The sequence below is a fragment of the Streptomyces sp. NPDC029292 genome, assembly GCF_055569295.1.
The window spans coordinates 11,786-37,412 of sequence record NZ_JBVHXR010000033.1 but is presented as its reverse complement, the minus strand read 5'-3'; the positions used below and the strand labels follow the sequence as shown (position 1 = coordinate 37,412).

The window sequence follows — 25,627 nt, the reverse complement described above, 5'->3', positions numbered from 1 at the left end:
AAGTCGTCCGCGGGGTGGCGGCGCCGAAGACCGTGTTCCGGCCGCGAAGCCGGTCCGGCGCTCCGACGGGGAGGCGCGGCAGTAGGCTGGCGATCATGCTGGTCGCCGCCGCAGTCTGCCCCTGCCCCCCGCTGCTCGTCCCCGACGTCGCCGCCGGTGCGGCGCCCGAGCTGGACGCCGCGCGCGCGGCGTGCACGGACGCGCTGGGCGTGCTCGCCGCTTCCCGCCCCGACCTGCTGGTCGTCGTAGGTCCCGCCGAACAGAGCGGGCGCGGGCCGCACCCGGAGGGCACGCGGGGCTCGTTCCACGGGTTCGGCGTCGATCTCGACGTACGCCTTGGGGGACACGAGCCGGGCCCCGGGGCGTCGGAGCGGGAACTGCCGCCCTCGCTCGCCGTCGCCGCGTGGCTCCTGGAACGCACGGGGTGGTCCGACGCCCCCATCGAGGGTCTGGGCGTGGGGGAACCTCTCGCAGCCGAGCGGTGTATCCAAGTCGGAGGGGAAATCGTCGCGCAGGCCGAGAGAGTGGCACTGCTGGTGATGGGCGACGCCAGCGCATGCCGGACGCTCAAGGCGCCGGGCTATCTCGACGAGCGCGCCGCGGGCTTCGACGCGCAGGTCGCGCGTGCGCTGGAGACGGCGGACGTGGCGGCCCTCAAAGCGCTGGACGCGGAGCTGGCGTACGAGCTGAAGGCCTCCGGGCGAGCCCCCTGGCAGGTCCTCGCGGGCGCGGCCGACGGCGCGGGGCTGGGCGGCGCCCTGCTCTACGACGACGCGCCGTACGGGGTGGGGTATCTGGTGGCGGCCTGGTCGTAGCGGGCCCGTCCAGGAAAGTCTCCGCTCCTTGGGCCGTACGGGCACGAGCACGGTTCCTGGGCGGTACGGGCACGAACACGGACCCCTGGTCGTAAGGACCAGAACACGGACCCCGGGTCATACGGCTGAACACAGACCCTGGCGACGTACCCGGGCACGGACTTGGTCCTCCGGTCCCGTACTGGCCGTGAACACGGCGGACGGCCGGGAGCCCTGAGCGCTCCGCGGCCGTCCGCCGATGTGTGGTGTTCAGGATGCCGGAGGCGGGGATGGCGCGTCCGGCGGAGGCGTCGCGCCGCCACTGTCCTTGTGCGCGAGTCGGTCCATGGCGCCCTTCGCCTTGCCCGTGCCCGTCTGGATCTTGTCGCTGTACTTGCCCTTGGTCTTCTCGTCGACCACCTTCGCGGCCTTGTCGAGACCGTGTCCGATCTTGTCGATCTTGTCCCCGTGCTGATGCGCGAGGTCCGAGACCTTCTCCTTGGCGGGCGTCAGCTTGGCTTTCAAATTGTCCAGGAGACCCATGGTTCACCTTCCCTCGCGGGGCAGTTACTTGCGGGCGCCCTCGTCGGCCTCGTTGTCGGCGGCCTGTTCGGCGGTCTGCTGCTTGGGGATCTCGACGTCGTCCGTGGTGGCAGCCTCAGCGGTCTCCTCCGCCGTGGCCTCGCCCTCGGTCTGGGACGAACCCTTCGCCTCTTCCGCCACCTCCGCCTCGGGTTCGGCCGTCTGCGTGTCGGCCTGCACCTCGGCGGTTGACGCCTCCTCCGTCGCCTTCGACCTCCGGAGAAGCCGTGCAAAAACGCCCATATCCACTCCATACGTTACTCGTGAGGGCGAAATCCCGCGTTGCCCGGTGCGTCCCATTGCGTCGCCCGGGTCACCGGTCCTCGAAAACCGGCGGCTGGAACCTCGCAACAGGCAACGACCCCGGACGCGTGGCGTCACGTAGCTCGTTCGAGGAGAGGCCCTGACGTTTGCGAGACTGGGGCGGTGAGTAGCGCACCCCCCGCCCCCCGGGTCATCGCCGTCGTCGGACCGACCGCGGCAGGAAAGTCCGATCTGGGCGTTTTCCTCGCCCAACGTCTCGGCGGCGAGGTCGTCAACGCCGACTCCATGCAGTTGTACCGAGGGATGGACATCGGCACCGCCAAGCTGACGCCCGAGGAACGCGGCGGGATCCCGCACCACCTCCTGGACATCTGGGAGGTGACGGTCACGGCCAGCGTCGCCGAGTACCAGCGGCTCGCCCGCGCCCGCATCGACGCGCTGCTCGCCGAGGGCCGCTGGCCGATCCTGGTCGGCGGCTCCGGGCTGTACGTCCGCGGCGCCGTCGACAACCTGGAGTTCCCCGGCACCGACCCCGAGGTGCGGGCCCGCCTGGAGGAGGAGCTCACCCTGCGCGGATCCGGCGCGCTGCACGCGCGTCTGGCCGCGGCCGACCCCGAGGCCGCGAACGCGATCCTGCCCAGCAACGGCCGCCGTATCGTCCGTGCCCTCGAAGTCATCGAGATCACCGGCATGCCCTTCACGGCCAACCTCCCGGGCCACGACTCCGTGTACGACACCCTCCAGATCGGGGTCGACGTGGCGCGCCCCGAGCTCGACGAGCGCATCGCGCGCCGGGTCGACCGGATGTGGGAGGCGGGCCTTGTCGACGAGGTGCGCGCGCTGGAGGCGCAGGGCTTGCGTGAGGGGCGCACGGCATCGCGTGCGCTCGGGTACCAGCAGGTGCTCGCGGCGCTCGCCGGGGAGTGCACCGAGGAAGAGGCGCGCGCCGAGACCGTACGCGCTACCAAGCGCTTCGCGCGCCGTCAGGATTCGTGGTTCCGGCGCGACCCGCGGGTGCATTGGCTCAGTGGGGCTGCGGCGGATCTCACAGAACTTCCGGAGCTCGCATTGGCGTTGGTCGAACGACCGGTTACAGCCTGATCACGTCATGGCATCGGGACGCTCCGGCCGTCATCCCGGCCTCTGACGCCGTGCCATCATCGAGCTTCGATCGACAGGTGAAGTCCGAGTTGGGAGGGCGCGTGGCGATGGAGGCCGGCCCTCGCGACACTGCACGAGACACTGAGCACGGCATCGATCCGGACGGAGACCGTCTGGGCATCGATCCGGACGGAGACCCTCTGGGCATCGATCCGGACGGAGACCCTCTGGGTATCGATCCGGACGGGGAGCGTCTGAGCTCCGACGGACCCGAGGACGCTCCGGACGGTGTGACCGCCGACGGGCCCGGGCCCGACGAGATGTCCCCGGAGCCCGAGGTCGAGGTCGAGCTGCGACCGCAGCGCCGGCTGCGCATCTGGCAGCTCGCGCCCATCGTGACGCTGGCCGCGATCGGCTCGCTGATGTTCGCCTTCCCGCTGGCCTTCGAGTTCGGTGACGGCGGTGCCGTGGTCGCCATGCTCGGCCTGCTGATCTGCTCGTGCGCCGCGGGCTGGGGCATGATGGCCGCTCGCCGGGTCGGCTACACCTTGCCGGGCTTCCCACAGCGCGGTTCCGGCCGTCGCCCGGACTGGCGGGTGGTGATCGCCTACGTCGTGGTGGTCACCGCGGTGGCCGTGCTCGCCGTGTGGCGTGTGGCCCGGCTGCGCTGACGCCCCCTTGCGGGACGGAGTGTCCGACCGATCTCGTACGATCGAGGAATGAGCACGCGGATCGCCTTCCTCAAGGGCCACGGGACCGAGAACGACTTCGTGATCATCCCGGACCCGGAGAACGTCATCGACCTGCCCCCGGCCGCCGTCGCCACCCTGTGCGACCGCCGCGCGGGTATCGGCGGTGACGGTCTGCTGCATGTCGTACGATCGGCCGCGCACCCCGAGGCCAAGGAGATGGCGGCCGAGGCGGAGTGGTTCATGGACTACCGCAACGGCGACGGCTCGACCGTGGAGATGTGCGGCAACGGAGTGCGTGTGTTCGCGCGCTATCTCCAGCGCGCCGGACATGTGGCCGAAGGGGACATCACGGTGGCCACGCGCGGGGGCGTGAAGACCGTGCACCTCGCCAAGGACGGGGACGTGACCGTCGGCATGGGCAAGGCACTCCTCCCCGAAGGGGATGTCACCGTGAGCGTCGGCGAGCGCAGCTGGCCCGCGCGCAACGTCAACATGGGCAACCCGCACGCCGTCGCCTTCGTGGACGACCTCGCGCACGCCGGCGACCTGTTCGCGCCGCCGCCGTTCAGCCCGGCGTCGTCGTACCCGGACGGGGTGAACGTCGAGTTCGTGGTCGACCGGGCCCCGCACCACGTCGCCCTGCGCGTCCACGAGCGCGGCGCCGGTGAGACCCGCTCGTGCGGCACGGGCGCGTGCGCCGTGGCCGTCGCCGCGGCGCGCCGCGACGGCGCGGACCCGGCCGTGACCGGGACCCCGGCCACGTACACCGTCGACGTACCGGGCGGACGCCTGTTGATCACCGAGCGCCCGGACGGCGAGATCGAGATGACGGGCCCCGCGGTGATCGTCGCCGAGGGCGAGATCGACGCGGAGTGGCTCGACGCCGTGAACCGCTGAGCGTTCGCGCGGGTCGAAACCGTAAACCCCAGAACTGTCGCTCGAATGGGTGATCCGTTTCACGCTCGGCGAGAGGCGGTCAGCCGCGCGTGGTGGGCTCGGTAGCATCAAGCACCGGCCCGGACGGGGGATCGACGCCATCCCCTGAGCCGTGTTCGCCATGGGGCACCCGTCCGCCGGTCTACGCAGCCGGAGGTGCCCATGAGTGCGGAGGCGACGAATCCCGCGACGCCAGGCCCTGCAACGCCCGCAGCGCACCGCAAGAAGGGCCGTCCCCGGATCGATCTGCGTCGGCTGGGCCGGGCCGCGCTGCTCGGTCCCGCGGCCCGCGACCGGCTGCCCGACGCGATCGGCCACGTGGCCGAGGCGCACCGCGCCCACCACCCCGACGCGGACCTGGAGCCGCTGCGCCGGGCGTACGTCCTCGCCGAGTCCTCGCACCGCGGCCAGATGCGCAAGAGCGGTGAGCCGTACATCACGCACCCGCTCGCCGTGACCCTGATCCTCGCCGAACTCGGCGCGGAGAACACGACATTGACCGCCTCCCTGCTCCACGACACCGTCGAGGACACGGAAGTGACACTTGATCAGGTGCGGACGGAGTTCGGCGACGAGGTCTGTTACCTGGTCGACGGTGTCACCAAGCTGGAAAAGGTTGACTACGGGGCTGCCGCCGAGCCCGAGACGTTCCGCAAGATGCTCGTCGCCACCGGCAACGACGTCCGCGTGATGTCGATCAAACTCGCCGACCGGCTGCACAACATGCGCACCCTCGGTGTCATGCGCCCCGAGAAACAGGCGCGCATCGCCAAGGTGACCAGGGACGTTCTGATCCCGCTCGCCGAGCGGCTCGGTGTCCAGGCGCTCAAGACCGAACTCGAGGACCTGGTCTTCGCGATCCTGCATCCCGAGGAGTACGAGCACACCAGGGAGCTGATCGTCGGCAACGCGTCGCGCGACAGCGACCCGCTCGCCGAGATCGCCGAAGAGGTGCGTGCGGTCCTGCGCGACGCCGGGATCCAGGCCGAAGTCCTCATAAGGCCACGGCACTTCGTCTCCGTGCATCGCGTGTCGCGCAAGCGTGGCCGGATGCGCGGCGCCGACTTCGGACGGCTCCTGGTGCTCGTGAACGAGGACGCCGACTGCTACGGGGTCCTCGGCGAACTGCACACGTGTCTCACGCCGGTGGTCTCGGAGTTCAAGGACTTCATCGCCGTACCCAAGTTCAACCTGTACCAGTCGCTGCACACGGCCGTGACCCGCGGGGACGGCGAGGTCGCCGAAGTCCTCATCCGCACCCACCAGATGCACAAGGTCGCCGAGGCCGGGGTCATCGCGCTCGGCAATCCCTACGCTCCTCCTTCGGAGGAGCAGACGGACGGCGACGACGAGCGCCCCGTGGACGGCGAGCGGGTGGACCCCACCCGCCCCGGCTGGCTCTCCCGGCTCCTCGACTGGCAGCAGGCCGCCCCGGACCCCGACACGTTCTGGTCCACGCTGCGCGAAGACCTCGCCCAGGACCGGGAGATCACCGTCTTCCGCGCCGACGGTGGCTCATTGGGCCTTCCCGAGGGCGCCAGTTGTGTGGACGCGGCGTACGCGCAGTACGGCGAGGACGCGCACGCCTGCATCGGCGCCCGCGTCAACGGTCGCCTGGCGACGCTGAGTACGGTCCTGCGGGACGGCGACACCGTCCAGCTCCTCATGGGGCAGGACCCGGCATCCGAGCCGTCCAGGGAGTGGCTGGAGCACGCGCACACGCCCGCCGCGCGGATCGCCATCCAGCGCTGGCTGGCCGCGCACCCCTCACCCCGCGACACGGAGCCCCCCGAAGCCCCGGCCGCGGCCCCCAGGCCGTCCGGCGACGCGCCTGCCGCCCGCCCCGCCGCCGCGAACGCCGTCGTCGACCAGCCCGGCGCCTCCGTACGCCTGGCGGGCTGCTGTACGCCTGTACCGCCCGACGAGGTGACCGGCTTCGCGGTACGCGGGGGAGTGGTCACCGTCCACCGCGTGGAGTGCGCCGGAGTGGCGCGCATGACAAGCGCGGGGCGCGCGGAGGTCGGCGTGCGCTGGGGCGACACCACCGAGTGCCGGGTCACGCTGGTCGCCGAGTCCTTCGGGCGCCCGCATCTGCTCGCCGACCTCACGGAAGCCATCGCCCTGGAGGGCGTCGCCATCGTCTCCGCGACCGTCGAACCCCCGAGCCAGCAGCGCGTGCGCCACACGTACACGCTCCAACTCCCGGACGCGGCACACCTTCCGGGGCTGATGCGGGCGATGCGCAATGTGCCGGGGGTGTACGACGTGAGCCGGGCACAGCACCAGGCGGCAGCCGCCCAATAAGCCTCCGTACCGACCCGTTCGGGTGGGACCGGCGCGAGTCGTCACCGCGGGAGAGGCACGCGCTGGTAGCGGTGGTCCATGCTGCTCACCCCCCGCTCCAGGATCCCCCGTCCTAGGACCCCACGCCCCAGGACCAGCCGCGCCAAGGCGGCCCTGCTCGCCTCGGCCGTCTCCGTCTGTCTGATCGCCGCGAGCGCCCCCTCACCGGCAACACCGCTCGGCGTCGGCGACCGTCTCTTCCCGCACCTGGGCAATCCCGGATACGACGTCGAGTCGTACGACCTCTCGTTCACCTATTCCGGAGCCAACACCAAGCCGCTCGCGGCCGTCACCACGATCGACGCCGTGACCTCCGCCCGGCTCGAACACATCAATCTTGACTACTCGCACGGAACGGTGGGATCGGTCGAGGTCAACGGGGCTCCCGCGGCGTTCACGAGCGCCGGTGAGGACCTGGTGGTGACCCCCGCGGAGCCGCTGCTCGCCGGCAGCTGGATGCGGATCACCGTGCGCCACACCAGTGACCCGGTCGCCGCCGAGAAGCAGGACGGCGGCTGGGTGCAGACCAAGGACGGGCTCGCGATGGCCAACCAGGCCGACGCCGCACATCTGGTCTTCCCGTGCAACGACCACCCCTCCGACAAGGCGATGTTCACCATCCACGTGACCGCGCCCAACGGATACACGGCTGTCGCCAACGGTCTCCCGGACGGAGCGGACCGTACCCGCCAGTCCACCACCTGGACGTACCGCACCGAGCACCCGATGGCGACCGAGCTGGCTCAGGTGTCCATCGGCCGCTCCACCGTGCTGCACCAGACCGGGCCGCACGGCCTGCCGGTACGCGATGTGGTGCCCACCAAGGACCGCGAGCAGCTGGAACCGTGGCTCAAGAAGACCCCCGACCAGATCGCCTGGATGGAGGGGAAGGTCGGCCGGTACCCCTTCGAGACGTACGGGCTGCTCATGGCCGAGGCGCGGACCGGCTTCGAGCTGGAGACACAGACGCTCTCTCTCTTCGAGAGAGGGGTCTTCACCGAGCCCGCGTACCCGAAGTGGTACGTCGAGTCGATCATGGTGCACGAACTGTCGCACCAGTGGTTCGGCGACAGCGTCAGCCCCCGCAACTGGTCCGACCTGTGGCTCAATGAGGGGCACGCCACCTGGTACGAGGCCCTGTACGCCGAGGAGAAGGCCGACAAGCCCATGGCGGCGCGCATGAAGGCGGCCTATCGCGCGTCCGACTCCTGGCGGGCTGCCGGCGGGCCGCCCGCGGCGCCGAAGGGGCCCAAGCCCGGCCAGAAGATCAGCATCTTCCGGCCGAACGTCTACGACGGCGCGGCGCTGGCGCTGTACGCCCTGCGCCAGGAGATCGGGCGCCCCGCGTTCGAGCATCTCGAGCGGGCCTGGGTGGTCGTCCACCGCGACGGGGTCGCGTCGACGGCCGACTTCGTGGACCTCGCGTCCAGCATCGCGGCCCGTGATCTGAGCGGGTTCTTCAAGGCCTGGCTGTATGCCGAGAAGACACCGCCGATGCCGGGGCACCCGGACTGGAAGAGCGACGCCCCGCAAGCCCGTAAGGGCGCCTGATAACTCGCGTGACGAGACGGGCCGTGCCGTGCGACCATCCTTGGGTCGGCGGCGCGGCCCCTTCGAGGGTTGGCCCGGCGGAATCCGGGAATCTCCCGGTGGCCTCGGACGTTATTCCCTGTGACGGGCGGCGTCCGTCGCCGCATTGCTGTCCCCATCGACGTAAGGATCCAATGACCTCCTCTTCTTCCCCTTCCCAGGACGCGCAGAGCCTCGCGCAGAACTACCCCGAAGGTCTTCGGGCCGATGCCCTGATGGAAGAGGACGTCGCCTGGAGCCACGAGATCGACGGAGAGCGGGACGGCGAGCAGTTCGACCGCTCCGAGCGTGCGGCCCTGCGCCGCGTCGCGGGCCTCTCCACCGAGCTCGAGGACGTCACCGAGGTCGAGTACCGACAGCTCCGCCTGGAGCGTGTGGTGCTCGTCGGTGTGTGGACCTCGGGGACCGTGACCGACGCGGACAATTCGCTCGCCGAGCTGGCAGCCCTCGCGGAGACCGCGGGCGCGCTCGTGCTCGACGGCGTCGTCCAGCGCCGTGACAAGCCCGACGCGGCCACGTACATCGGTTCCGGCAAGGCCAACGAGCTGCGGGACATCGTCCTGGAGACCGGCGCCGACACCGTGATCTGCGACGGTGAGCTGAGCCCCGGCCAGCTGATCCACCTCGAAGACGTCGTCAAGGTCAAGGTCATCGACCGTACGGCCCTGATCCTCGACATCTTCGCCCAGCACGCCAAGTCCCGAGAGGGCAAGGCGCAGGTCGCGCTCGCGCAGATGCAGTACATGCTGCCGCGACTGCGCGGCTGGGGTCAGTCGCTGTCCCGTCAGATGGGCGGCGGCAAGGGCGGTGGCCTCGCCACCCGTGGTCCCGGTGAGACCAAGATCGAGACCGACCGGCGCCGTATCCGCGAGAAGATGGCGAAGATGCGCCGGGAGATCGCGGACATGAAGACCGGCCGCGAGATCAAGCGCCAGGAGCGCCGTCGCAACAAGGTGCCTTCGGTCGCCATCGCCGGATACACCAACGCGGGCAAGTCCTCGCTGCTCAACCGCCTCACGGGCGCGGGCGTGCTGGTCGAGAACGCGCTGTTCGCGACCCTCGACCCGACCGTGCGCCGGGCCGAGACCCCCGGTGGGCGGCTGTACACGCTGGTGGACACCGTCGGCTTCGTACGCCACCTGCCGCACCACCTGGTCGAGGCGTTCCGCTCCACGATGGAGGAGGTCGGCGACTCCGACCTGATCCTGCACGTGGTGGACGGTTCGCACCCGGCGCCGGAGGAGCAGCTGGCCGCCGTGCGCGAGGTGATCAGGGACGTCGGCGCGACCAACGTGCCCGAGATCGTCGTGATCAACAAGGCGGACGCGGCCGACCCGCTGGTGCTCCAGCGGCTGATGCGGATCGAGAAGCGCTCCATCGCGGTCTCGGCCCGTACCGGCCAGGGCATCGACGAGCTGCTCGCGCTCATCGACAACGAGCTGCCGCGCCCCTCGGTCGAGATCGAGGCGCTCGTGCCGTACACGCACGGCAAGCTGGTCGCGCGTGCGCACACCGAGGGCGAGGTGATCTCCGAGGAGCACACCCCGGAGGGCACGCTGCTCAAGGTGCGGGTGCACGAGGAACTGGCGGCGGATCTCACGCCGTACGTTCCGTCGCCGGCGCTCCGCTAGGACGCACCCGCGGCCCACGGCGTGATGCGGCTCTCGTACAGGCGTATGAAGGCCCGCCCCCTTTTCCAGGGGGCGGGCCTTCGTCATATGTCCGCGGACGGCGCCTACCGGCCGCCGTATTCCTCACTCATGTTCTGGTAGAGCGCCTCGGCGCCCTTGCCCAGCTGTGGTCCCGCCAGCCAGGTGTTGTCGGACGGGCCGATCGACGTATTCGAGACCAGCTTCGTCTCGCCGTCGACGACACGGAACCAGCCGCCGCCGGACGAACCGCCGGTCATGGTGCACCCGATGCGGTACATCGTCGGCAGGGTCGAGTCCAGCGAGAGGCGGCCCGGCTGGTCGATGCACTTGAACATCTTCAGGCCGTTGAACGGCGGCGCGGCCGGGTAGCCCCAGGCGCCCATCGTGTTGACGTCCTGGGCGGACGGCGCGGAGAAGTCCACGTCCAGGGCGTTGCCGACCGTCTCCTCGAGGGACTTGGTGCCTTGCTCGGGCTTCACATGCAGCACGGCGTAGTCGTACGGGGCGCCCGCCCCGCCCGTCTCGTCGCCGCCGGAGATCCACTCGTTGGAGGTGGAGGCCCAGTCCGCCCACCACTGGCCGTACGGCGCGATCTCCGACGCGGAGGAGTTGCTCAGCGCGGACTCGGACTTGCCGAGGTCGTTGTACGACGGCACGAAGGCGATGTTGCGGTACCAGCCGCCGCTGCCGCCGGCGTGCACGCAGTGGCCCGCGGTCCACACGAGGTTGGACTTGCCGGGGTGGTTCACGTCCTTGACGACCGTCCCGGAGCAGACCATCGAGCCCTCGGGGGAGTCGAAGAAGACCTTGCCGACCGGAGCGGCGTTCTGGTGGTACGGAGTCTTCTCGGCCGTGGCGTCGACCGGTGCCGGATCCGGGTCGCTGACGCCCTGGTCGGCCGATGCGTCCTTCGCCGAGATCGTCTTGTCGGGATCCTTGGCGGACTTCATCCGCTCGGGCTTCCACAGCCCGTCGATCACCGGGTTGACGAAGTCCTTGGCCTCACTGAGCCACTTGTCCTTGTCCCAGTTCTTCCAGGCGCCGTTCTTCCACTTGTCGACGTCGATCCCGTGCTCTTTGAGCTTGTCGGCGATGTCGCCCGGGATCTTGACCTTGTCCTTGCCGGACGTCTGGGACGCGGTGGCGTCCGGCTTGTCGCTCGCCTTGTCGTCGCCCGAGTTGCAGGCGGTGGCGGTGAGTGCCAGGGCCGCGACGAGGCCGGTGGCGGCGAGAACGCCGCGCCTGCCACGTCTGCTCGCGCCGGGCGTACGTACGGAACGCATGCTGGTGTAACCCCCGTTGGAGCATTGTGTCATGTGCTTGTCAGGTCCGGATCGGCTCTCCGTGGAGCCCGCGCGGACGCGACACCCCACTATGCCCGTGCAATTGAGGACGAACGACGGCGGGGTGGTGAAGGTTTCTGTGCGCCACCCCACCGCCGTCTGTCCGAACCCTGTTACGCCCGTCGCGTCATTGACCGGCGAACTTCTTGCTCACCGAGTCGTACACACCCTTGGCCACATCGCCCAGCCGCGGACCCGCCAGCCAGCCCGCGCTGACCGGGCCGATCGACGTGTTCGAGACCAGCGCGGGCTTGCCGTCCGACCCCGTGGCCACCCAGCCGCCGCCGGACGAACCGCCGGTCATGGTGCACCCGATGCGGTACATCGTCGGGTCGGCCTTCGCGATCGACAGCCGCCCCGGCTTGTCCGTGCACTGGTACAGCTTCTGGCCGTCGAACGGCGCCGCCGCCGGGTAGCCGGTCGCCGTGATGCTCGACACCTTCGGCACGGCCGGAGCGCTGAAGTTCACCGGAAGCGCCGAACCGACGGTCTCCTCAAGGGACTTGCCCTCACTGCCCTTCTCCGGCGTCACATGAAGGACGGCGAAGTCGTACGAGGCTCCCTGGCCGCCCGTGGAACCGCCCTGCTCGATCCACTGGTCCGAGGTCTGCGCCCAGTCGCTCCACCACACGCCGTACGGCGCGATCTCCTGCCTGGTGGCCTTCTGGAGCTGAGCGGCCGTCTTGCCGGCGTTGTTGTACGCGGGCACGAAGGCGATGTTGCGGTACCAGCCGCCCTTCTTGCCGGCGTGCACGCAGTGGCCCGCGGTCCACACGAGGTTGGACTTGCCCGGGTGCGCCGGGTCCTCGACCACCGTCGCCGAACAGACCATCGTGCCCTCGGGGGAGTCGAAGAACACCTTGCCCGCCTCAGGCGCGTTGTCGTGGTACCCGGCCTTCACGGCCTGCGCGGTCACGGGGGCCGGGGTCGGGTCGGTGACGCCCTGGTCACCGGAGAGATCGGTGTCGTCGACGCCCTTGTTCTTGTCCGGGTCGTTGGCGTCGCGCATCCGGCTCGGGTCCCAGAGCCCCTTGATGATGGGGTTGATGTAGTCGTCGGCCTCGCGCAGCCAGTCGTCCTTGTTCCAGTTCTTCCAGGCGCCGTTCTTCCACTTGTCGATGTCGATCCCGTGCTCTTTGAGCTTGTCCTTGATGTTGTCCGGGATCTTGATCTTGTCGTCGCCGCTCTGGGTCGCGGACGCGGTGGCCTCGCCGCCCGCGTTGTTGTCGCCCGAGTTGCAGGCGGTGGCGGTCAGCGCCAGGGCCGCGGTGAGGCCGACGGCGGCCAGCACGGGGGACGTTCTGCGGCGCGCGCTCCTCCCTCGACGAGCGGCGAAGGGCGGGCGTATGGATCGCATGGTGTAACTCCCCCTGGGCGTAAGAGAACTGTGCGCTGCTAATGCGGGTGTCAACTCGTTCGTACGTGCAGCTTCGTACGGATCCGCCGAACCGAACCCCCTTGGTGCGGGACCGCGGGCGTCGGTCGGCCGGTGATCATCCGGTACGACCGAACGGATCGCGCGGAACGATTCACTCGGTACGGCCGAACAGATCATCCGGTACGGCTGAACGGCACCACAGACTATGCGGTCGCTGTGGGGGACATCCGACGGAACGGCAACGGTTTCGCTACGGGCTGTCTGATCCGGCGAGAATCCAGAGGTCTGCCGATTTGACGTCGTCCTGCGTCTGCTCCTGTCGGGGACTGCCGGCCCCCGTTGGTGTCAACGACTGATGTCACCACCTGCGTTGACATCAGCCCGTGAGCCCTCGGTGCCCGGGGGCTGCTCCTTGCGTGCGCGAAGGACGGATGGTCAAGCACGCGGACAACCACTGTCAGGGCTTGGCCGGTGCGGGCGCAGGCCGTGGCGGAGCTTTGGGGGACCCTCCAGGAGTTGGAAGAGGCAGGCGTGTCTGCCGGCTTGCCACTGGGTCTGGCAGTAGGTCCTGGCGCTGCCTCCCGTGCTCGCCGCGACGCCGCTCCCAGCCCGCTCCTAGACCTGCGGCACTCGCCGCTGCTACGTGGCGGTGCACGGGCGCGGACTCCGCCGAGGTCGCCCAGCGGGCGCGTAAGCCCTCGGGTCCACGACTGGGGGTTTGCACGGAGCGGGTGACGAGAACCGAACTCGCGCTCTCGGCTCGGGCGGCGACGGCGCTTGCGCGGACAAGGGCTGAAGGGTCGCTGTTGCAGGCGCGTATGGCGGGAACTGCCGACCGGCCCGTCCGGACGAACCGGACGGGCCGGTCAGGGGCATCGCCGGCCCCGACACCCTCGACGGGGTCGAGCCGGTTACGGCGTCACCACAGTGCCGCCGAACGTGACGGCGAGGTGGCCGTCCGAGGCGTAGGACCAGCCCAGGGCGCCGGAGTACGAGGAGCAGCGGGACCCGTTCGAGCCGGTCCAGAACTGGTTCGAGCTGTCGGCGTCACCGATGGTCTTGTCGTTCGAGCCGCTGACGCTGAACCGGCACGAGGTGTTGGTCCGGAACACCGAAGTGCCGGCGTCGAACGAGAAGTTGCGCTCCGCGTTGTCGATGCTGGCGTTGTTCGTGACGGTCATCGTGCCGGGGTTGCTGTTGTAGGTGAACCCGTGATGGCCGTTGCCGTAGGCGATGCTGTGCTGGACGACGTGGTTGACCGCGATGTCGTCGCCGCCGAGCTTGTAGCCGTTGCGGTCGCCGTTGGAGTTCACGGTGCCGTCGGAGAGCGTGCCGTTGTTGTAGGACAGGGAGTACTCGATGGTCACCGGGCCGATGGCACCCGTGTCGGTCTTGGTGTAGAGGTCCCAGCCGTCGTCGATGTTGTTGTGGGAGACGTCGTACCGGAAGACGTTCCCGGTGCCGGTGGTGAGCTTCGCGGCGAAGCCGTCGGCGTCCTCGCCGTCGGAGTCGGCGTTGTCGTGCGACTCGGCGCTCACGATCAGGTTGTTGGACGGCCACTGGGAGCTGGGGGTGCTGGAGGAGATCCGGCCGAGCTGCAGCCCCGTGTCGCGGTTGTAGCGGGTCACCGTGCGCTCGACGACGTTGTTGCTGCCGCCGACGTAGATCCCGTTGTCTCCGGCGTGCTCGACGACAATGCCGTAGACGTGCCAGTACGAGGCGTTCAGCTGGAGCCCGCGGTTCGATGAACTCTCGCTCTGCGCCGAGAAGTTCAGCACCGGGGTCTCGCCCGGGTAGGCGGACAGGGTGGTGCGGGCGGTGGAGGTGCCGTCGGTGCCGGACGGGACGGTGACCGTCGACGAGTAGCTGTACGTCCCGCCCCGCAGGTAGATCGTGCCGCCGGGAGTGATACGGCTGATCGCCGAGGTGAGCGTCGTCGGGGCCGACTCCGTTCCGGCCGCGCTGTCGGTGCCGCTCGGCGACACGTACAGCACGGTGCCTGCCGCCGCCCCGGACACCTCGGCGTCGAGGTAGTCGACGTTGGGCAGTCCGGCTGAGCCGGTCGGGTTGAGCCGGATGGTGTTGCTGCCCGCGGCCACCGGGACCGTGAGCGTCTTCGTCGTCCACGTCGACCAGGCGCCGGTGCCCTCGAACGACGCCGACGTGGCCGTCGAGCCGTTCACGGTGACGTCCGCGGGCCGTGCGCTGGTGGTCCCGTTGGCGAAGCGGACGTTCAGTGTCGCCGTGCCCGCGCCGGCGGCGTTCACGGTGAACTGCGCGTACGCACCGACCGCGTTGGTGCCGTTGCAGAACCCGCCGCCGGAGTAGCCGGCCCAGTCGGAGTCGAGGGTGCCGGTACAGACCGCCGGAGAGCTCTCGGCCTCGTAACGGGTGGACGCGGCCTGCGCCGTGTTGCCGGACAGCGCGACGAGCGTGCCGGCTAACAGGCTGACGGACGCGATGACTGGTCTCAGTTGCATCGTTCGCCTCCAGGTTGGTTGTTCCGTCTGAACAGGGGCACGGTGAAACGAGTGGTCGGGGAGCTGCGTGGTGGGGACCTTCAGTCCGTCCTCGTTGCCGGTGAGGCGTCGCCGCACGGGGCAGCGGAGGGCAGACGGGTGGGGCCGACCCCTTTCTGCCGCGGTTGTGGGTGTGGCAACGTGACAGGTTCGAGCCCATGAACAGACCGTGCAGTCGGATGCCGCACCCCGAGGAGGGAAAGCGCTTTCATCGGAAGTTATGTTCCTGCTGTGAACGCGTCAATAGACTTGTACGTGATTTCTGTTCATGAACATGAACTACTGCTGAGGGTGAAGCGAGGGCTGCGGATCGCGCCATCGAACTCGCCCGAGAACGCCTCGAGTTCGGCTTCGCCCGCACCCGCGGGTGTACAGCCCGGAGCGCCCGCCTGGGGACGTGTGATCGCGCACCGGACCCGCCCCCAGGCAGGCAAGCGGTGGACCGACACCGGCCTGCTGCATGACGACCGCGGTTTGAACAACCGCCCCCTAAGTGCGGGTGGTGACGCTCCCGCCGCACCCGGTGGCCATGTGGCGGGAGAGCATCGAGACCGATGGCGATCCTGCCGCACAGCCGGATCTCCACCATGACGGAGATCTACGCCACGGCCCGGGCGGATGTGAAGGAGGCTGTCGGGCGGCTGGACAGGCGTTGGCGGAACCATCGCTGACTGATGTCAGTAACGGATGCCAAATGCTTCTGCACCCGGGGCCGGGCTGGACCGGCAACGGTTCCGTCACGGTAAGGATCTTCGACTCACCCGCTTCCCCGCGCGGGTCGCGTCGTTGGTACGTACGGGGGACCTGCCGCCTGCGTTCAGAGCCCTCTGCCAACTCGCCTCTGGACAGCGGGAGGACCTGTAGTCGTGGCCGTGACCGAGTCTGCGGTGGTGCGTGAGGGTGTGCCCGGCGTCTCTGAGGGGGCGCGCGCGGTGCACGAGGGGATTCTGCGGCGCCAGTCGGCGCGCGAGTCGGCGGCACGCACCTATGCGCGCGCCCTCCCCATCGTTCCCGTGCGGGCGCGCGGGCTGACGATCGAGGGCGCCGACGGACGCCGCTATCTCGACTGCCTGTCCGGCGCCGGGACTTTGGCCCTCGGGCACAACCATCCGGTGGTCCTGGAGGCGATCCGAAGAGTCCTCGACTCGGGAGCGCCGCTGCACGTCCTCGACCTCGCCACTCCCGTGAAGGACGCCTTCACCACCGAGCTCTTCCGCACGCTGCCACCGGAGTTCGCCGACCGCGCGCGGGTGCAGTTCTGCGGACCGGCCGGGACGGACGCGGTCGAGGCCGCGTTCAAGCTGGTGCGCGCGGCGACCGGACGCACGGGGATGCTCGCTTTCACCGGCGCGTATCACGGGATGACCGCGGGGGCGCTCGCAGCATCCGGGGGCGCGACCGACGTCCGTGTCGCGCGCCTGCCCTATCCGCAGGACTACCGCTGCCCGTTCGGCATCGGCGGCGACGGCGGCGCCGAACTCGCCGCGCGCTGGACCGAGTCCGTGCTCGACGACACCAAGTCCGGCGTGCCGCGCCCCGCCGGGATGATCCTCGAACCCGTCCAGGGCGAGGGCGGGGTGATCCCCGCGCCCGACGACTGGATGCGCCGGATGCGCGAGATCACCGCGGCACGGTCCATTCCCCTCATCGCGGACGAGGTCCAGACCGGAGTCGGCCGGACCGGCACCTTCTGGGCCGTGGAGCACAGCGGGATCACGCCGGACGTCATGGTCCTGTCCAAGGCCATCGGCGGCAGTCTGCCGCTGGCCGTGATCGTCTACCGCGACGACCTCGACGTGTGGCCACCCGGAGCCCACGCGGGTACGTTCCGCGGCAACCAACTCGCCATGGCCGCGGGCACGGCGACCCTCGCGTACGTCCGCGAGAACCGTCTCGCCGAGCGCGCCGGGACGCTGGGTGCCCGCATGCTCGCCCAACTGCGGGGACTGGCTGACGAGTTCCCCTGCATCGGCGACGTACGCGGTCGGGGCCTGATGATCGGCGTCGAGCTGGTGAACCCCGAAGCGGCCCCGAAGCCCGCCGCCGACGGCCCTCGACCGGCCGCCCCCGATCTCGCCGCCGCCGTCCAACGGGAGTGCCTCCGCCGCGGCCTGATCGTGGAACTGGGCGGCCGCCACTCAAGCGTGGTGCGTCTGCTCCCGCCGCTGAACATCAGCGACGAACAGGCGAACGCGGTCCTCGACCGACTCGCGGACGCGGTGGGCGCGGTGGCACGCGGGCACGTGGGACGTGGCGGGGGTCGGGGTGGGGCTTGCGGCGAGGGTCAGGACTCCGGCGAGGGTCAGGATTCCGCCGGGGGGCTGCTCAGTGGTGCGGGCGGGCTCAGCGGCGAGGGCGGGTCCCTCTGTGGGCGCCCTGCGCAGGGTCGGCTTCGTGACCATCCCGAGTTGCTTGAGCTCGCCGAGCAAGACCGGCGTTCCGGGTGTGCCGAGCACGCCGGATAGGCCCGCGGGGGCCGGGGCGTCGGGCGTCGGGCTGTCGGATCGTGGGCTGTCGGGTCTCGGGTCATGGGCCATGGGAGTGCCGGGGCTTGGGTGCCCGGGTACCGCCGCACCGAGAAGGCCGTGAGCCGTTGCGAGGCGTCGTGAGGCTCGGGGCCTTGCCCGGCGCGGCGGCTCCGGAGTCGGCCGTACGGCGCTGGAGTCGCAGCTCACAAGACCCCACTCCTGGTCGGTCGAACCCCATGCGCCCTCGCGCCTCCCGGCTTGCACCAGTCCCGACGCCATCCCCAGCAGTTCCATCCGGGCGGGCGGCCCTTCACCCACTCGAGATCCAGACCCCGCATACAGACCCGCATCACTGCGACCCCAACCACCACCCCACCCCCACCCGAATCAACCAGGAACGCCAAAGGCCCCACGCACGCCAGTACCGCCCCGGTTCGTCGCCGCACGAGCCCGAACGACCCCACAAGGAACTCTCTTGAACGCCACCCCCGCACCCGACGGCCGTCCCGACACCCACGAGCGAGCGGGCCGTGGCACGCAGACCCCGCTCGTGCCGGGGGCCGACTCGGTCCCCCGGCAGAAGGGAGGGGCCCGGGAGTCCGAGCGGCTGCGCGGCGCCACCGCCGACCTGCTGGAGCACCCAGAAGCGCACACCGCTGCCCAGGCGGCGGCCGTCGAGAACCTGTTGCGCTGCTGGGTACGGGAGAACGACCTGCCCGCTCCCGACGACGGCACCCTGCGCATCCCCCTCTCCGCCAGCGGCACGACCCTGCTGGCCCCCGTCCACTACTGGTCCCGCACCGGCTGGCACCGCTTCGGCCTCCCTCATCTCGCGGACGCTCCCGATGGCGCACCGCCCGCCGACGCGGTCACGGTGGCGGCACTGCTGACACGGCAATCGGCGACGGGCGCATCGGCAACCACCACCGACCCGGCGCTCGCGACGCCCGGCCTAGCACCCCGCGGAGCCACCGCGAGCCGCCCCGAACCCCTGGCCCCGCACAGCCCTGCCGGGGACGGCGCCGACCTCGTCGGCCGCGTCGCCGACTCCGTCCGGCGCACCGCCGTGTTCATCAGCGACCGCAGGGCGCGTCCCGCCGACGAGCCCGACCTCTTTCTCGCCGCCGAGCAGGCCCTCCTGCTCGGACACCCGCTCCATCCCACACCGAAGAGCCGCGAGGGACTCTCCGAGGCCGAAGCCCGGCTGTATTCACCAGAGTTGCGCGGCTCGTTCCCGCTGCACTGGATGGCGGTGGCCCCCTCGGTGCTGGCGGCCGACTCGGCGTGGACGGAGGGCGGCCGCCCCGTCTCGGCGGGGCAGCTCACCGCGCGGCTGGCCGGCACCGGGTTGTCGCTGCCCGACGGGTACGCCGCACTGCCCCTGCACCCGTGGCAGATGCGCGAGGTCCGGCACCGTCGCGCGACCGCGGCCCTGCTGGACGCGGGGCTGCTCCAGGACCTCGGCCCGCAGGGCTCCCCGTGGCACCCCACCTCCTCGGTCCGCACTCTCTACCGCTCCGGTGCCCCCGCGATGCTGAAGCTCTCGCTCGGCCTGCGCATCACCAACTCCCGTCGTGAGAACCTCCGCAAGGAACTCCACCGTGGCGTGGAGGTCCACCGCCTGTTGCGCAGCGGCTTGTTCAAGCAGTGGCAGGCCGCTCACCCCGGTTTCGACATCGTCCGCGATCCGGCCTGGCTCGCCGTCAACGGCCCGGACGGCAACCCGCTGCCCGGGCTCGACGTGATGATCCGCCACAACCCGTTCAGCCCGACGGACGACGTCGGCTGCATCGCAGGGCTGGTCTCGCCCCGGCCCCACGCCCAACCCGGCGCAAGCAACCCGACACCGGAGAGGCCTCTCATGCGCTCCCGGCTCACCGAGATCGTCACCGGTCTCGCCGGACGCACGGGCCGGCCTCGCGGCGCCGTCGCCACCGAGTGGTTTCTGCGTTATCTGGAGCAGGTCGTACGCCCTGTGCTCTGGCTGGACAGCGAAGCCGGGATCGCCCTGGAAGCGCACCAGCAGAACACCCTGCTCCTGCTGGACCCCGAGGGCTGGCCCACTGGCGGGCGCTACCGCGACAACCAGGGCTACTACTTCCGCGAGTCACGGCGCGCGGAACTCGACGCCCGGCTGCCCGGCATCGGCGAGCACAGCGACACGTTCGTCTCCGACGAGGTCACCGACGAACGCTTCGCCTACTACCTCGCCATCAACAACGTGCTGGGCCTCATCGGCGCGTTCGGCTCCCAACGCCTGGCCGACGAAGGGCTGTTGATCGCCGCCTTCCGCCGCTTCCTCGCCGACGTGGCCACCGGCCCGGCTCGGTTGCGTACGCCCCTGCCCACCCGCCTGCTCGACTCACCCGTCCTGCGCTGCAAGGCCAACCTGCTCACCCGGCTGCACGGTCTCGACGAACTCGTCGGTCCGGTCGACACCCAGTCCGTCTACATCACCCTCACCAACCCCCTTCATTCCTGAGGAACATGACCCACCCCGTCTCCTGAGAGGAGCGTCGCCGTGCCTCCCACCGATGCGAGCACCGACGCCGGTACCGCCCCCGCCACCGAACTCGGCGCCGACACGGGTCCCGGCTCGTGCCCCGGCGCGGGTCCAGTACCGGGACCCAGCTCGGGCTCCGGCGTGAGCACGGACTGCGAGGACACCCTGGACCTGCGCCTCCCCGACGAGCTCATCGCGCTCTTCGCCGAGGAAGCCGGGGCACACGGCGACGCCACGGAGAAGGCCACGGAGATGGCCACGTTCGAGCGAAAGGGCGCGGCGGAGACCGATCCCGTCGCACCGGTCGGCGACGACCTGCTGGGCCGCGTCGGCGGCTGGGGGCCGACCGCCACCCCCGTGGGCGTCTTCCACCTCGTCCCCGTGCGCGTCGAGCGCGATCTACCGCTCATCACCCGCTGGATGAACGACCCTGCCGTCGCGGAGTTCTGGGAGCTGGAGGGGCCCGAGTCCGTGGCCGAGGGGCACCTGCGCCTCCAGCTCGACGGCGACGGACGCAGCGTCCCCTGTCTCGGCGTGCTGGACGGGACCCCGATGAGCTACTGGGAGATCTACCGCGCGGATCTCGACCTCCTGGCTCGCCATTACCCCGCCCGACCGCACGACACCGGAATTCACCTCCTCATCGGTGGCGTCGCCAACCGTGGGCGAGGACTCGGCTCCACCCTGCTCAGAGCTGTCGCCGACCTCGTACTCGACAAGCGCCCCTCGTGCGCTCGCGTCGTAGCGGAACCCGACCTTCGCAACACCCCTTCCGTCTCCGCCTTCCTGAGCGCCGGCTTCCGGTTCTCCGCCGAGGTCGATCTGCCCGACAAGCGGGCAGCCCTCATGGTCCGAGACCGGGCCTTGCGCGATCTGTTGTAGCGCCGTCACTTGTAGTACACCGCTCGTCCCGTTCCGGTTCCCTGTCGAGGAGTCCCCGTGCCGAATCCATCCGCCACCCCGGCCTCCGCAACCCCGCCCGCCCTGTACGACCCTCCTGAGCTGCGCAAAGACCGCTGGGAACAGGCCGGCCGCCGTCTCCTCGCCAAGATGGTCGGCGAGTTCGCGCACGAGGGAATCGTCCGGCCGGAGGCACAGCCGGAGCAGGAGCCGGAGCGTCAGCCAGCCCCAACCTCAAACCCAGCGCCGGCCCCACTCTTGGCCCCGTCCCCGGACCTGGAGCAGAATCCCGTCCCGGCCTCGGTTCCAGATCCGGCCCAGGAGCAGCAACAGGCCTCGGCTTCCGCCCCCTCCCCGGCCGCACCCGCGAACCCGGAGCGAGCCACGGCGGAGGCACAGATCCCGGTGCGCGGTCAGGACGATGCGCCGACCGGCCGCAACGCGCCGCATGCCGGTCCCGGCGACGTGCCCTTGTCCGACAGTCGTTGCGCCCCGTACACCCTCCGTCTGGACGCCGGCGGCATCCTCTCCTTCCGCGCCCGCCGTACCGCGTACGACAGTTGGCGCGTGGATCCCGCCTCGCTCACGCTCATGGAAGGAGGGGAGGAGCCGCGTCCCTTCACCGACCCGCTCGGCTTCCTGACGCGGGCGCGCGGCACGCTGGGACTCGACGGAGCGACGCTCGGACATGTCATCCGCGAGTTGAGCACCACGCTCGCGGCGGACGCGCGCCTCGACCACGACGCCGTTCCGGCGGCTCAGCTCGCCGACCTCGGATACGCGGAACTGGAGGGCCACCAGACAGGCCACCCCTGGATCGTGCTCAACAAGGGACGTCTCGGATTCTCCGCGAGGGACGCCGGCGACTGGGCGCCCGAGGCCCGGAAAGCGGTGGCTCTTCCGTGGATCGCGGTGCACACGTCGCTCGCCAGCTACAGGGGTGTCCCGGGCCTCGCCACCGCCGAACACCTCTATGCGCGCGAACTCACACCCGCCACCAGAGAATCCTTCGAAGGGGTGCTCCGCGCGCGCGGGCTCACACCGGAGTCGTACCTCTATCTGCCTGTGCATCCGTGGCAGTGGGACGACGTCGTCCTGCCCCTCTTCGCGTCCTCCGTCGCCGAGGGCGCGATCGTGCCGCTGCCCACGGACGGTGATCTGCGCCTGCCCCAGCAGTCGATCCGCACGTTCCTCAATGTCTCGCGCCCGGACCGGCACACCGTGAAGCTGCCGCTGTCCGTCCTCAACACCCTGGTGTGGCGTGGACTACCGACGGAACGGACGCTCGCGGCCCCCGCGGTCACCGCCTGGATGCACGCCCTGCGCGCCGCCGACCCGTTCCTGCGCGACTCCTGTGGGGTGATCCTGCTCGGGGAGGTGGCCTCGGTGACCGTCGGGCATCCCGTGTACGACGCTCTCCCTGAAGTGCCCTATCAGTACAAGGAGCTGCTCGGCGCGATCTGGCGCGAGCCGGTCTCCCGCCATCTGGCCCCCGGCGAACGCGCCCGCACCCTGGCCGCGCTCCTGTACACCGACCAGGAGGGCCGCGCCTTCACGGCACAGCTCGTGGCCCGGTCGGGCCTGGCCCCGAAGGTCTGGCTGCGCCGCCTCTTCGGTGCGCTCCTGCCGCCGCTGCTGCACTTTCTCTATCGGTACGGCACTGTGTTCAGCCCCCATGGCGAGAACACGATCGTTGTCTTCGACGACCATGACGTGCCCGTCCGGCTCGCGATGAAGGACTTCGTGGACGACGTCAACGTGAGTGCGGATCCCCTGCCCGAGCATGCCTCCATGCCAGACGACGTACGGCGTGTACTGCTCACCGAGCCGCCTTCGTTTCTGACCCAGTTCATTCATTCCGGGCTCTTTGTGGGGGTGTTCCGCTATCTCGCACCGCTCTGCGAGGAGCAACTGGGTGTCGCGGAGGACGAGTTCTGGTCGCTCGTACGAGCGGAGATCATCCGCCACCAGGCCCGCTTTCCCGAGCTCAAGGAGCGTTACGAAACGTTCGACCTGCTCACTCCGCGTATTGAGCGCCTGTGTCTGAACCGCAACCGGCTGCACCTCGACGGCTACCGTGACCGCCCCGAGCGCCCGCACGCCGCCGTGCACGGCACTGTCCCGAACCCCCTCCACCAGCCATGATCACGCGCCGCGTGCACGTCTTGATCGCATCCGTCGTCCCCACCTTGATCGCCCGATTGTCAGTGGCGCCCCGTAGGCTTGCAGCGCTATGACAAAGCCCTCACTCCCCGAACTCCTGCATGCTGCCGTCACTGCCGTCGGCGGTACGGAGCGCCCTGGCCAGGTGACCATGGCCGAATCCGTCGCGGGCGCCATCGACGACAACTCCCATCTGCTGGTCCAGGCGGGCACCGGCACCGGAAAGTCGCTCGGCTATCTGGTGCCCGCGCTCGCGCACGGGGAGCGCGTCGTCGTGGCGACCGCCACTCTGGCGCTCCAGCGGCAGCTCGTGGAGCGGGACCTGCCGCGGACGGTCGACGCGCTGCATCCGCTGCTGCGCCGCCGCCCCGAGTTCGCGATGCTCAAGGGCCGGTCGAACTATTTGTGCCTGCACCGTCTGCACGAGGGTGTGCCCCAGGATGAGGAGGAGGGCCTCTTCGACCAGTTCGAGGCGGCCGCGCCCACCAGCAAGCTGGGCCAGGACCTGCTGCGGCTGCGCGACTGGTCGGACGAGACCGAGACCGGCGACCGTGACGACCTCACACCCGGCGTGTCCGACCGCGCCTGGTCCCAGGTGTCCGTGTCGTCGCGGGAGTGCCTGGGCGCCACCAAGTGCGCCTACGGAGCGGAGTGCTTCGCCGAGATGGCCCGCGAGCGCGCCAAGCTCGCCGAGGTCGTCGTCACCAACCACGCGCTGCTCGCGATCGACGCCATCGAGGGCGCGCCGGTCCTCCCGCAGCACGAGGTGCTGATCGTCGACGAGGCCCATGAGCTGGTCTCCCGAGTCACCGGCGTCGCGACCGGCGAGCTCACGCCCGGCCAGGTCAACCGGGCCGTGCGTCGCGCGGCGAGGCTCGTCAACGAGAAGGCGGCCGACCAGCTCCAGACCGCTGCCGAGGGCTTCGAGCGGCTCATGGAGCTGGCCCTGCCCGGCCGCCTGGAGGAGATCCCGGAGGACCTCGGGTACGCCCTGATGGCGCTGCGCGACGCCGCCCGTACGGTGATCTCGGCGATCGGCTCCACCCGAGACAAGTCCGTCCAGGACGAGGACGCGGTGCGCAAGCAGGCCCTCGCCGCGGTGGAGTCCGTGCACGACGTGGCAGAGCGCATCACCAACGGCTCCGAGTGGGACGTCGTCTGGTACGAGCGCCACGACCGCTTCGGCGCATCCCTCCGCGTCGCTCCCATGAACGTGTCCGGGCTTCTCAGGGAGAAGCTCTTCGCGGACCGCTCCGTCGTCCTGACGTCCGCGACGCTGAAGCTCGGCGGCGACTTCAACGGAGTGGGAGCGTCGCTGGGGCTCGCCCCGGAGGGTACGGAGGGCGAGGATCTTCCGCAGTGGAAGGGCGTCGACGTGGGCTCGCCCTTCGACTACCCCAAGCAGGGAATCCTGTACGTCGCCAAGCACCTGTCGCGTCCCGCGCGCGACGGCGACCGCGGGGACATGCTGGACGAGCTCACCGAGCTGATCCAGGCCGCCGGCGGTCGTACGCTCGGCCTGTTCTCCTCGATGCGGGCCGCCCAGCTCGCGGCCGAGGAGCTGCGCTCACGCATCCCCGAGTACCCCATCCTGCTGCAGGGCGAGGAGACGCTCGGCGAGCTGATCAAGAACTTCGCGGCCGACCCGAAGACCTGCCTCTTCGGCACGCTCTCGCTCTGGCAGGGCGTGGATGTCCCGGGCGCCAGCTGCCAGCTGGTCGTCATGGACAAGATCCCCTTCCCGCGCCCCGACGACCCGCTGATGAGCGCCCGCCAGAAGGCCGTCGAGGACAATGGGGGCAATGGCTTCATGGCCGTCGCCGCCACCCACGCGGCGCTTCTGATGGCCCAGGGCGCGGGTCGTCTCGTACGAGCGTCGGGGGACCGGGGTGTCGTCGCCGTACTCGACCAGCGTCTCGCCACGGCCCGCTACGGCAGCTATCTGAAGGCGTCGCTGCCCGACTTCTGGTACACGACGGACCGTAACCAGGTACGGAGGTCGCTCGCCGCGATCGACGAGACGGCGCGGAAGGCGGAGGACGCGTAGCGCCTGGGCGGTGGGCGGCCGACGGTGCACGGCGGGATGGTGAGGGGCAGCTGCCCTTTCGGGGCGAGTCGAAGCAGCTCGGCTGCCCCTGGGGGCACCGAGCTTGTCACCCTCAGGTTCGTGCGCGATGCGTCGCTCGGCAGGCTCTACGGGGGGGCATTCCCGGAGCCTCGCCGGGCTGCGGCTGCCAGGCGTGCGGCACGCGCCGAGGCAGGGCCCGGACGACACCGGCCGCGCGCCGCCACAGGGCACCCGGCTCCGTACCCTCGAAGGGCCCGGCCAGAAAAATGCACAGGACCCCGGAACCGGCGCAGTTGGTCCCGGGGCCCGGTCAGGGGCGGGGCGGAGCGTC

General features: G+C 70.3%; 17 protein-coding genes. 12 read left to right on the top strand and 5 right to left on the bottom strand.

What is annotated here, in order from left to right:
* Positions 1-95 precede the first annotated feature (95 nt).
* Positions 96-815: a class III extradiol dioxygenase subunit B-like domain-containing protein gene (locus ACZ4WS_RS43840; RefSeq protein WP_467989214.1), complete on the top strand. Its 720-nt coding sequence runs from the start codon at positions 96-98 to the stop codon at positions 813-815.
* 249 nt (positions 816-1,064) lie between these two features.
* On the opposite strand, the gene ACZ4WS_RS43835 is transcribed toward ACZ4WS_RS43840, so the two are convergent.
* Together ACZ4WS_RS43835 and ACZ4WS_RS43830 are read right to left on the bottom strand one after the other, a co-directional pair.
* A complete protein-coding gene (locus ACZ4WS_RS43835) occupies positions 1,065-1,337 on the bottom strand; it encodes an antitoxin (RefSeq protein ID WP_467989212.1) in 273 nt (90 codons plus the stop codon).
* A 24-nt stretch (positions 1,338-1,361) separates the two neighbouring features.
* Entirely contained in the window at positions 1,362-1,619 is a 258-nt protein-coding gene (locus ACZ4WS_RS43830) for a hypothetical protein (protein WP_467989211.1), read from the bottom strand.
* A 183-nt stretch (positions 1,620-1,802) separates the two neighbouring features.
* Between ACZ4WS_RS43830 and miaA the strand changes: the two genes are divergently transcribed.
* The 6 genes from miaA (at position 1,803) to hflX (ending at position 9,933) form a co-directional block, all read left to right on the top strand.
* Positions 1,803-2,741 (top strand): tRNA (adenosine(37)-N6)-dimethylallyltransferase MiaA, encoded by a 939-nt coding sequence (miaA, locus tag ACZ4WS_RS43825; RefSeq protein WP_467989210.1) that lies wholly within the window; start codon positions 1,803-1,805, stop codon positions 2,739-2,741.
* A 107-nt stretch (positions 2,742-2,848) separates the two neighbouring features.
* Positions 2,849-3,412, top strand: coding sequence for a hypothetical protein (locus tag ACZ4WS_RS43820; RefSeq protein ID WP_467989280.1), 564 nt, complete (start codon positions 2,849-2,851; stop codon positions 3,410-3,412).
* Positions 3,413-3,460: 48 nt separating this feature from the next.
* Positions 3,461-4,330 carry a diaminopimelate epimerase gene (gene dapF / locus ACZ4WS_RS43815; RefSeq protein ID WP_467989208.1) on the top strand — a complete coding sequence of 290 codons (870 nt, stop codon included), beginning with the start codon at positions 3,461-3,463 and terminating at the stop codon, positions 4,328-4,330.
* 201 nt (positions 4,331-4,531) lie between these two features.
* The gene (locus ACZ4WS_RS43810) at positions 4,532-6,673 is read left to right on the top strand and encodes a RelA/SpoT family protein (RefSeq protein WP_467989206.1); all 2,142 of its coding nucleotides are present in this window, start codon (positions 4,532-4,534) and stop codon (positions 6,671-6,673) included.
* Between the two features lie 78 nt (positions 6,674-6,751).
* A complete protein-coding gene (locus tag ACZ4WS_RS43805) occupies positions 6,752-8,263 on the top strand; it encodes a M1 family metallopeptidase (protein ID WP_467989204.1) in 1,512 nt (503 codons plus the stop codon).
* A 173-nt stretch (positions 8,264-8,436) separates the two neighbouring features.
* A complete protein-coding gene (gene hflX, locus ACZ4WS_RS43800) occupies positions 8,437-9,933 on the top strand; it encodes a GTPase HflX (protein WP_467989202.1) in 1,497 nt (498 codons plus the stop codon).
* Positions 9,934-10,037: 104 nt separating this feature from the next.
* Here hflX and ACZ4WS_RS43795 read toward each other — a convergent pair whose 3' ends face one another.
* From ACZ4WS_RS43795 to ACZ4WS_RS43785, 3 genes are all read right to left on the bottom strand, one after another.
* Positions 10,038-11,237 carry a trypsin-like serine peptidase gene (locus tag ACZ4WS_RS43795; RefSeq protein ID WP_467989200.1) on the bottom strand — a complete coding sequence of 400 codons (1,200 nt, stop codon included), beginning with the start codon at positions 11,235-11,237 and terminating at the stop codon, positions 10,038-10,040.
* Positions 11,238-11,424: 187 nt separating this feature from the next.
* Positions 11,425-12,654, bottom strand: a complete 1,230-nt coding sequence (locus ACZ4WS_RS43790; RefSeq protein ID WP_467989198.1) for a trypsin-like serine peptidase — start codon at positions 12,652-12,654, stop codon at positions 11,425-11,427.
* A 932-nt stretch (positions 12,655-13,586) separates the two neighbouring features.
* A complete protein-coding gene (locus ACZ4WS_RS43785; protein ID WP_467989196.1) occupies positions 13,587-15,155 on the bottom strand; it encodes a carbohydrate-binding protein in 1,569 nt (522 codons plus the stop codon).
* Positions 15,156-16,060: 905 nt separating this feature from the next.
* Here ACZ4WS_RS43785 and ACZ4WS_RS43780 point away from each other — a divergent pair.
* The 5 genes from ACZ4WS_RS43780 (at position 16,061) to ACZ4WS_RS43760 (ending at position 25,275) form a co-directional block, all read left to right on the top strand.
* Positions 16,061-17,659: a diaminobutyrate--2-oxoglutarate transaminase family protein gene (locus ACZ4WS_RS43780; protein WP_467989194.1), complete on the top strand. Its 1,599-nt coding sequence runs from the start codon at positions 16,061-16,063 to the stop codon at positions 17,657-17,659.
* Positions 17,660-18,137: 478 nt separating this feature from the next.
* Entirely contained in the window at positions 18,138-20,144 is a 2,007-nt protein-coding gene (locus tag ACZ4WS_RS43775) for an IucA/IucC family protein (protein ID WP_467989192.1), read from the top strand.
* Positions 20,145-20,183: 39 nt separating this feature from the next.
* Positions 20,184-21,047: a GNAT family N-acetyltransferase gene (locus ACZ4WS_RS43770; protein WP_467989190.1), complete on the top strand. Its 864-nt coding sequence runs from the start codon at positions 20,184-20,186 to the stop codon at positions 21,045-21,047.
* Between the two features lie 57 nt (positions 21,048-21,104).
* A complete protein-coding gene (locus ACZ4WS_RS43765) occupies positions 21,105-23,210 on the top strand; it encodes an IucA/IucC family protein (RefSeq protein WP_467989188.1) in 2,106 nt (701 codons plus the stop codon).
* An 88-nt stretch (positions 23,211-23,298) separates the two neighbouring features.
* On the top strand, positions 23,299-25,275 hold the full coding sequence (locus tag ACZ4WS_RS43760; RefSeq protein WP_467989186.1) for an ATP-dependent DNA helicase: 1,977 nt from the start codon (positions 23,299-23,301) through the stop codon (positions 25,273-25,275).
* Positions 25,276-25,627 lie beyond the last annotated feature (352 nt).